Annotated in this window: 8 protein-coding genes; 3 read left to right on the top strand and 5 right to left on the bottom strand. The window is 71.6% G+C overall.

The window, feature by feature from the left end:
- Positions 1-274 (bottom strand): SseB family protein (locus tag CCR87_RS07445; RefSeq protein ID WP_201156920.1); only part of this gene is annotated, 274 nt, incomplete at its 3' end.
- Positions 271-861 carry a uracil-DNA glycosylase family protein gene (locus tag CCR87_RS07450; protein ID WP_201156921.1) on the bottom strand — a complete coding sequence of 197 codons (591 nt, stop codon included), beginning with the start codon at positions 859-861 and terminating at the stop codon, positions 271-273. The genes CCR87_RS07450 and CCR87_RS07445, both read right to left, overlap by 4 nt.
- A 76-nt stretch (positions 862-937) precedes the next feature.
- Between CCR87_RS07450 and CCR87_RS07455 the strand changes: the two genes are divergently transcribed.
- Both CCR87_RS07455 and CCR87_RS07460 read left to right on the top strand, forming a co-directional pair.
- A complete protein-coding gene (locus CCR87_RS07455; RefSeq protein WP_201156922.1) occupies positions 938-1,270 on the top strand; it encodes an ArsR/SmtB family transcription factor in 333 nt (110 codons plus the stop codon).
- Positions 1,263-2,315, top strand: coding sequence for a permease (locus CCR87_RS07460; protein ID WP_201156923.1), 1,053 nt, complete (start codon positions 1,263-1,265; stop codon positions 2,313-2,315). Before CCR87_RS07455 ends, CCR87_RS07460 begins: the two co-directional genes overlap by 8 nt.
- Before the next feature lie 27 nt (positions 2,316-2,342).
- Here the strand turns inward: CCR87_RS07460 and CCR87_RS07465 are convergent, their stop codons facing one another.
- The 3 genes from CCR87_RS07465 to glmU form a co-directional block, all read right to left on the bottom strand.
- Positions 2,343-3,956, bottom strand: coding sequence for a peptide chain release factor 3 (locus CCR87_RS07465; RefSeq protein WP_201156924.1), 1,614 nt, complete (start codon positions 3,954-3,956; stop codon positions 2,343-2,345).
- 78 nt (positions 3,957-4,034) lie between these two features.
- Positions 4,035-5,849, bottom strand: a complete 1,815-nt coding sequence (gene glmS, locus CCR87_RS07470) for a glutamine--fructose-6-phosphate transaminase (isomerizing) (protein ID WP_201156925.1) — start codon at positions 5,847-5,849, stop codon at positions 4,035-4,037.
- Positions 5,850-5,852: 3 nt separating this feature from the next.
- Entirely contained in the window at positions 5,853-7,196 is a 1,344-nt protein-coding gene (gene glmU, locus CCR87_RS07475) for a bifunctional UDP-N-acetylglucosamine diphosphorylase/glucosamine-1-phosphate N-acetyltransferase GlmU (RefSeq protein WP_201156926.1), read from the bottom strand.
- A 116-nt stretch (positions 7,197-7,312) separates the two neighbouring features.
- Here glmU and CCR87_RS07480 point away from each other — a divergent pair.
- On the top strand, positions 7,313-7,619 hold a 307-nt coding region (locus CCR87_RS07480; protein WP_201156927.1), incomplete at its 3' end, for an HAD family hydrolase.

Genomic DNA, 7,619 nt, shown 5'->3' on the forward strand with positions numbered 1-7,619 from the left:
CCAGCATCCGCACCAGCCCGCCCCCCGGCAGCGCGGCATAGGGCGCGGCCGCCCCCGAGAAGTCGCCGAGGCGCTCCTCGGTGTCAAAGACCAGAACGACGGGGCCGTCCTCCAGCGCGAACACCCGCGGCGCAAGGGTATCGCCCTGCGGCTCGGCCTCCAGCAGCAGGTACAGCTCGGCCTCGGCCAGCCGGGCGTGAAAGGCGAGGCGCGCGGCCTCGTCCCCGGGGCTGGCCTCCATCGCGGCGTGGGCTGCATCCAGCGGCGTGGTCATTCAAGCACCTCTCGCAGGGCGGGGCGGAGGGCGGGCAGAAGCTCGGCCTCGAACCAGGGGTTGCGGGTCAGCCATGCGGTATTGCGCCACGACGGATGCGGCAAGGGCCAGACGCCCTGTGCCGCATGCCGGCGCCAGTCCGCAACCGTCGCGGTCACGCCCGCGCGCCCGCCCAGATGCCAGCGCTGCGCCGCACCGCCCACCAGCATCGTCATCCGCACCCGGGGCAGCCCCGCCAGCGCCCGCACCCGCCACGTCGCCGCACACACCGGCGGCGGCGGCAGGTCGCTGCCGGCGGCATCATAGCCCGGAAAGCAGAACGCCATGGGCACGATGGCCACCCGGTCACGGTCGTAGAAGGTCGCCTCATCCACCCCCATCCAGGCGCGCAGGCGCCGCCCCGAGGGGTCATGGAACGGCACCCCGGCGATGTGGGCGCGCATGCCCGGCGCCTGGCTGGAGATCAGCACGCGCGCAGCGGGGCGGAACCACACCACCGGGCGGGGGGCGTGCGCGCTGGCGGTGGCGGCGAATCGCGCGGCACAGATCCGGCAGGCGGCGATGTCATCAACAAGGGCGTCGGTCATCGGCTGGCAGATACCCCCGCGACGGGGGCGAACAAGACCCCTTGCCGGACTTCGATGATTCGATAATAGTAGAATAATGGAATCACATCGCCCCCACCCCGAGACCGAAGCGGCCGCCGCGGCCTTTGCCGCGCTCGGCTCCGAAGCCCGGCTGGCGGTGCTGCGCGCGCTGGTGCGCGCGGGCCCCGGCGGCATCCCCATCGGCACGCTGGCCGAACGCTCGGGGATCAGCGGCTCCACCCTGACGTTCCACGTCAAGATCCTGGCACAGGCCGGGCTGGTGCGCCGCGTGCGCGACGGCCGCCACATCCTGTGCGCGGCCGACAAGGCGGCGCTGCGGCAACTGGGCGATTTCCTGCTGGCCGGCTGCTGCGCCGACGCATCCCCGATGGAGAAGACCGATGGCTGATACCACCCGCCCCATGCGGCCGTCCTTTGACTGGCGCCGCATCGACTGCGTGATCCTGACGATCGCGGCGGTGTTCGTGGCGCTGGCGTTTCTGGACGCGGACCAGGTCCTGCCGACGGCGGACTTCGCCGTGGGCGCGTTTGCCCGCACCGCGCCGATCCTGGCGTTTGCAGTGCTCGCCATCGGCTATGTCAAGGCCGCGGGGGTGGAGACGCTGGTGGGCCGCGCGTTCCAGGGCCGCGAGGTGCCGATGATCCTGCTGGCGGCCACGGTGGGCAGCCTGTCGCCCTTCTGCTCGTGCCAGGTGATCCCGTTCATCGCGGCGCTGCTGGCGGTGGGGGCGCCCTTGTCGGCGGTGATGGCGTTCTGGCTGGCCTCGCCGCTAATGGACCCGGCGATGTTCGTGCTGACGGGCGGCGTGCTGGGGCTGGATTTCGCCATCGCCAAGACGCTGGCGGCGGTGGCCATCGGGATCATGGGCGGCTTCACCGTGCGGGCGTTTGCCGGGGGGGCGGTGTTCGCCGACCCGCTGAAGCAGGACCTCGCGCCGCGCACCTGCTGCGGCAAGGTGAAGAACCCCTTTCAGGGCCAGCCTGAGTACCGCTTCTGGCGCGAGCCCGCGCGGCGGGGTGTCTTTGCCCGCACGGTATGGGAGAACGCCTTCTTCCTCGGGAAATGGCTGGCGCTGGCCTACACGATCGAGGCGCTGATGGTCACCTATGTGCCCGCCGAGGTCATCGCGCGCTTCATGGGCGGCACCGGGCTGATGCCGATCCTGACGGGGGCCGTTCTGGGCGCACCGGCGTATCTGAACGGCTATGCCGCGGTGCCTCTGATGGCCGCGCTGATCGAGCAGGGGATGGCGCAGGGCGCGGCGATGTCCTTCGTGGTCGCGGGCGGCATGAGTTCCATCCCCGCCGCCATCGCGGTCTGGGCGCTGGTCAAGCCGCGGGTGTTCGCGGCCTACCTCGGGTTCGCGTTCACCGGCGCGATCCTGTCGGGCATCGCCTGGGGGCTGTGGAGCGGCGGGCTGACGGGGCTGTGAGGTTGCCGACGGGCCGAGGCGCGCGCCTCAGCCCGTCGATTCCTTGGTCGCCGTCAGACGCACCTCGGGGTGGTCGCGCGCCACCCGGTCGATGTCCCATTGCAGGCGCGTCAGATACACCGGATCGCCGTCGTGGTCGGTGGCCATGTGGCCCTTGTTGGCGTTGGCGAACGCCTCCACCGCGACCCGCTCCCCCGACACCCAGCGCGCCGAGGTGAACTGCGAGCCTTCGAACCGCACCGGCAGGCCGTATTCCAGCTCGATCCGGCTCGCCAGCACCTCGAACTGCAACGCGCCGACCACGCCCACGATGAAGCCCGAGCCGAGCATGGGCTTGAACACCCGTGCGGCGCCTTCCTCGGCGAACTGCATCAGCGCCTTTTCCAGGTGCTTGGCCTTCATCGGATCGCCCGCGCGCGCGTTGCGCAGCAATTCCGGCGCGAAGGCGGGGATGCCGGTGAACTTCAGCGCCTCGCCCTCGGTCAGCGCGTCGCCGATGCGCAGCTGGCCGTGGTTGGGGATGCCGATGATGTCGCCGGCCCAGGCTTCTTCCGTCACCTCGCGGTCGGCGGCCAGGAACAGCACCGGCGCCGAGATCGCCATCTGCTTGCCCGAGCGCACATGCAGCATCTTCATGCCGCGCTGGAAATGCCCCGAGGCGAGGCGCACGAACGCCACCCGGTCGCGGTGCTTGGGGTCCATGTTGGCCTGGACCTTGAACACGAAGCCGGTGACGGCGGTTTCCTCCGGCGCGACCTCGCGGCCGCCGCGCTGGGGCTGCGGCGGGGGTCCGTAGTGGGCGATCCCCTCCATCAGCTCGCGCACCCCGAACGAGTTGATGGCCGAGCCGAACCAGATCGGCGTCAGATGCCCCTCCAGAAAGCTCTGGTGGTTGAACGTGGGCAGCAGCCCCCGCGCCATCTCCACCTCCTCGCGCAGCTGCGCCAGCAGGCGCTCGGGCACATGCTCGGCCATGCGCGGGTCGTCGAGACCGTCGAGCCGCACCGTCTGCGCCACCTTGTTGCGGTCGGCGCGGTCCATCAGCTCCAGCCGGTCGTGGATCAGGTCATAACACCCGAGGAACTCCGCCCCCATCCCTATGGGCCAGGACGCGGGCGCCACGTCGATCGCCAGGTTCTCCTGGATCTCGTCGATGATCTCGAAGGTGTCGCGGGCCTCGCGGTCCATCTTGTTGCAGAAGGTCAGGATCGGCAGGTCGCGCAGGCGGCAGACCTCGAACAGCTTGCGGGTCTGGGATTCCACGCCCTTGGCGCCGTCGATGACCATGATCGCCGCGTCCACCGCCGTCAGCGTGCGATAGGTGTCCTCGGAAAAGTCCGAGTGCCCCGGCGTGTCCACCAGGTTGAAGCGGTGCCCCTCATAATCGAACGACATCGCGGACGCCGAGACCGAGATCCCCCGGTCCTTCTCCATCTGCATGAAGTCCGAGCGTGTGCGCCGCGCCTCGCCCTTGGCGCGCACCTGCCCGGCCATCTGGATCGCACCACCATAGAGCAGGAACTTCTCCGTCAGCGTGGTTTTCCCCGCGTCGGGGTGCGAGATGATGGCGAAGGTCCGCCGCCGCGCGATCTCGGGCGGCAGGGCGGGGCGATTGGCGGTGTGGGGCGCGGTGTCAGGCATGCGCGGGCTATAGTCGACCCCGCCCCCCGCCGTCCAGCGCCACGCGCGGACCCGGGGGGGGGCGGATCGGTCAGGGCCTCACTCCACCGTCACCGATTTCGCGAGGTTGCGCGGCTGGTCCACGTCCGTGCCCTTGGCCACCGCGGTGTGATAGGCCAGCAACTGGGCGGGCACCGCATGCACGATGGGCGCCGCCAGCCACCCCGCCGTCGGCAGCGTCAGCGTGCGCCACACCCCCGGCCCGGCCTCGGCCACCCCGGCGGCATCGGTGAACAACACCACCTGCGCGCCGCGCGCCATCACCTCCTGCATGTTCGACATGGTCTTGGCGAACAGGTCGTCGTGCGGCGCGATCACCACCACCGGCACATGGCTGTCCACCAGCGCGATCGGGCCGTGCTTGAGCTCACCCGCGGCATACCCTTCGGCGTGGATATAGCTGATTTCCTTGAGCTTCAGCGCCCCCTCCAGCGCCAGCGGAAACAGCGGGCCACGCCCCAGGAACAGGACGTCCTGCGCCTCGGCCACATGCTGGGCGATCTCCGCCACCTCGGCGTCCAACGCCAGCGCCGCATTCACCAGCCCCGGCACCCCCCGCAGATCCGCCAGGTGACGCTCCAGGCCCGCCGCATCCAGCCGCCCGCGCTGGTCCGCCGCCCGCAGCGCCATCAGCGCCAGCACCAGAAGCTGCGCCGTGAACGCCTTGGTCGAGGCCACGCCGATCTCCGGTCCCGCATGGATCGGCAGCACGATGTCGGCCTCGCGCGCGATGGAGGAGGTCGGCACGTTCACCACCCCCACCACGGCGCCCACCGCGCCGCGCACATGGCGCAGCGCGGCCAGCGTGTCGGCGGTCTCGCCGGACTGGCTGACGAAAATCGCCATGCCGCGCGGAGACAGCACCGGATCGCGATAGCGGAACTCGCTGGCGATATCGACCTCGCAGGGGATGCCCGCCAGCCGCTCGAACCAGTAGCGCGCCACCGCACAGGCGTAATGCGCCGTCCCGCAGGCCACCAGCGTCAGCCGGTCCACGCCGGTGAAATCCAGCCCCTCCGGCAGCGCCAGCCCGGCATCGCCCAGGTAATGCTCCAGCGCGCCGGCCAGCACGCGGGGCTGCTCGGCGATTTCCTTGGCCATGAAGTGGCGGTACCCCGCCTTCTCCACCCGCGCGGCGTCCATCTCGATGCGCGCGACCGTGCGGGTCACGACGGCGCCCGCAGCATCGCGGATCACCGCGCCCGTGCGCGTCAGCACGACGCTGTCGCCCTCCTCCAGATAGGTGATGCGGTCGGTCAGCGGCGCCAGCGCGATGGCGTCGGAGCCGACGAACATCTCCCCCTCGCCATGCCCGATCGCCAGCGGCGAGCCGCGCCGCGCGGCGACGATCAGATCGTCCTGCCCCTCGAACAGGAAGGCCAGCGCGAACGCCCCCTCCAGCCGCGCCAGCGTCGCCATCGCCGCCTGCACCGGCGCCATCCCCGCGTCGAGGAACCGGCGCGTCAGCAGCACCACCGTCTCGGTGTCGGTCTCGCTGGTCTGCTCGTAGCCGTCGGCGGCAAGCTCCGCGCGCAGGGCGCGGTGGTTTTCGATGATGCCGTTGTGCACGACCGCGACGGGGCCCGCGCGGTGGGGGTGGGCGTTGGCCACGGTCGCGGCCCCGTGGGTGGCCCAGCGGGTGTGGCCGATGCCGGATTTGCCCACCAGCGGCTGGTGCACCAGCAGGTCCGACAGGTTCACCAGCTTGCCCACCGCGCGCCGCCGGTCCAGCTGGCCCGTGTTGACCGTGGCGATGCCCGCGCTGTCGTATCCGCGGTATTCCAGCCGCCGCAGCGCCTCCAGGATGACCGGCGCGACCTCGTGGCGGCCCAGGATTCCGACGATGCCACACATGCCTCAGGCCCTCCCCGTCCGGCCGGCCCGCAGCCGCGCCATCAGCCGCGCCGCCAGTCCCGGTTTGGTCAGCTGGCGCGCGCGCGCCAGCGCCAGCGCGCCGTCCGGCACCTCCTCGGTGATGACCGAGCCCGAGCCGGTCATCGCCCCCGCGCCCACCCGCACCGGCGCCACCAGCATGGTAGCCGAGCCGATGAAGGCGCCCGCGCCGATCTCGGTGCGATGCTTGGAGACACCGTCATAGTTGCACGTCACCGTGCCCGCGCCGAGGTTCGCACCCGCGCCGACCTCGGCATCGCCGACATAGGACAGGTGGTTGACCTTGGCCCCTTCGCCCAGCGTCGCGTTCTTGATCTCGACGAAGTTGCCGACACGGCTGTCCTCGGCCAGCTCCGCGCCCGGGCGCAGCCGGGCGAACGGGCCCACCGTGGCGCCGCGGCTGACGTGGCAGCCCTCCAGATGCGAGAACGCGCGGATCACCGCCCCCGTCTCCACCGTGACGCCGGGGCCGAAGACGACATGCGGATCGACCGAGGCACCGCCGCCGATCTCGGTGTCATAGGCAAGGAACACCGTCTCCGGGCCGGGCATGGACACGCCGCGTGCGACCGCGTCGGCGCGTGCGCGGGTCTGGAACGCGGCCTCGGCGGCGGCCAGTTCGGCGGGGGTGTTGATGCCCAGCGTCTCTGCCTCGGCGCAGCGCACGGCGGTGGCCGTCAGCCCCCGCGCCGCCGCCAGCCCCACGATATCGGTCAGGTAGTATTCCCCCGCCGCGTTGTCGCAGCCCACGGCGGCGACCAGCTCCGCGAGCACGCCCGCATCGGCGCACACCACGCCCGAGTTGCACAGCGTGATCGCACGCTCCGCGTCGGTCGCATCCTTTGCCTCCACGATCCGCGCCAGCCGGTCGCCGTCCATCACCAGACGGCCATAGCCGCCCGGATCGGCCGCCTCGAAGCCCAGCACGACCACATCCGCCCGCGCCCGCGCCGCCAGCAGCGCGCCCAGCGTCTCCTCGGACAGGAACGGCGTGTCGCCATAGAGGACCACCGCATCCCCCGCGAACCCCGCCAGCGCGGGCACCGCCTGCGCGACCGCATGCGCGGTGCCCAGCGTCTCGGACTGGCGCACGATCACGGCGTCGGGGTCGAACTCGCGCACCGCCGCCGCGACCTCGGTGCCGCCGTGGCCGACCACCACCACCCGCAACTCCGGCGCCAGCGCCGCGCCCGCCCGCAGCCCGTGCCACACCAGCGGCGCCCCCGCCAGCCGGTGCAACACCTTCGGCAGGTCCGAGGCCATCCGCGTCCCCTTCCCCGCCGCCAGTACGATCAGCGCCACGGCCATGCCGGCCCCCTTTTCCGTTTGCCCGTTCCGTATTACCCAGCACCTCACCCCCCGCAACCCGCAGCGCGGTCACGTCGCGTTGCCGGATGCAACATGTCCAAGCGAAAGGCCCGCCGATGCGCTGCGCGATCTTCGACCTCGACGGCACGCTGGTGGACACCAGTGCCGACCTCATTGCGGCGGCCAATGCAACCCTTGCCGTGATGGGCGCGGGCGTCGCGCTCGATCCGGTCCGGGACGCCCCCACCGCCTTTGCCGGCGGGCGTGCGATGCTGCGGCTCGGGCTGGCGCGGGCCGGGAGCCCGGCCGGCGAAGATGTGATCGAGGCGCAATATCCCCGCCTGCTGGACGCCTACGAGGGCGCCATCGATCACCACAGCCGTCCCTATCCCGGGGCGGTGGCGGCGGTGGAGGGGCTGGCGC

It is taken from the genome of Rhodobaculum claviforme, from assembly GCF_016653255.1.
Lineage (GTDB): Bacteria > Pseudomonadota > Alphaproteobacteria > Rhodobacterales > Rhodobacteraceae > Rhodobaculum > Rhodobaculum claviforme.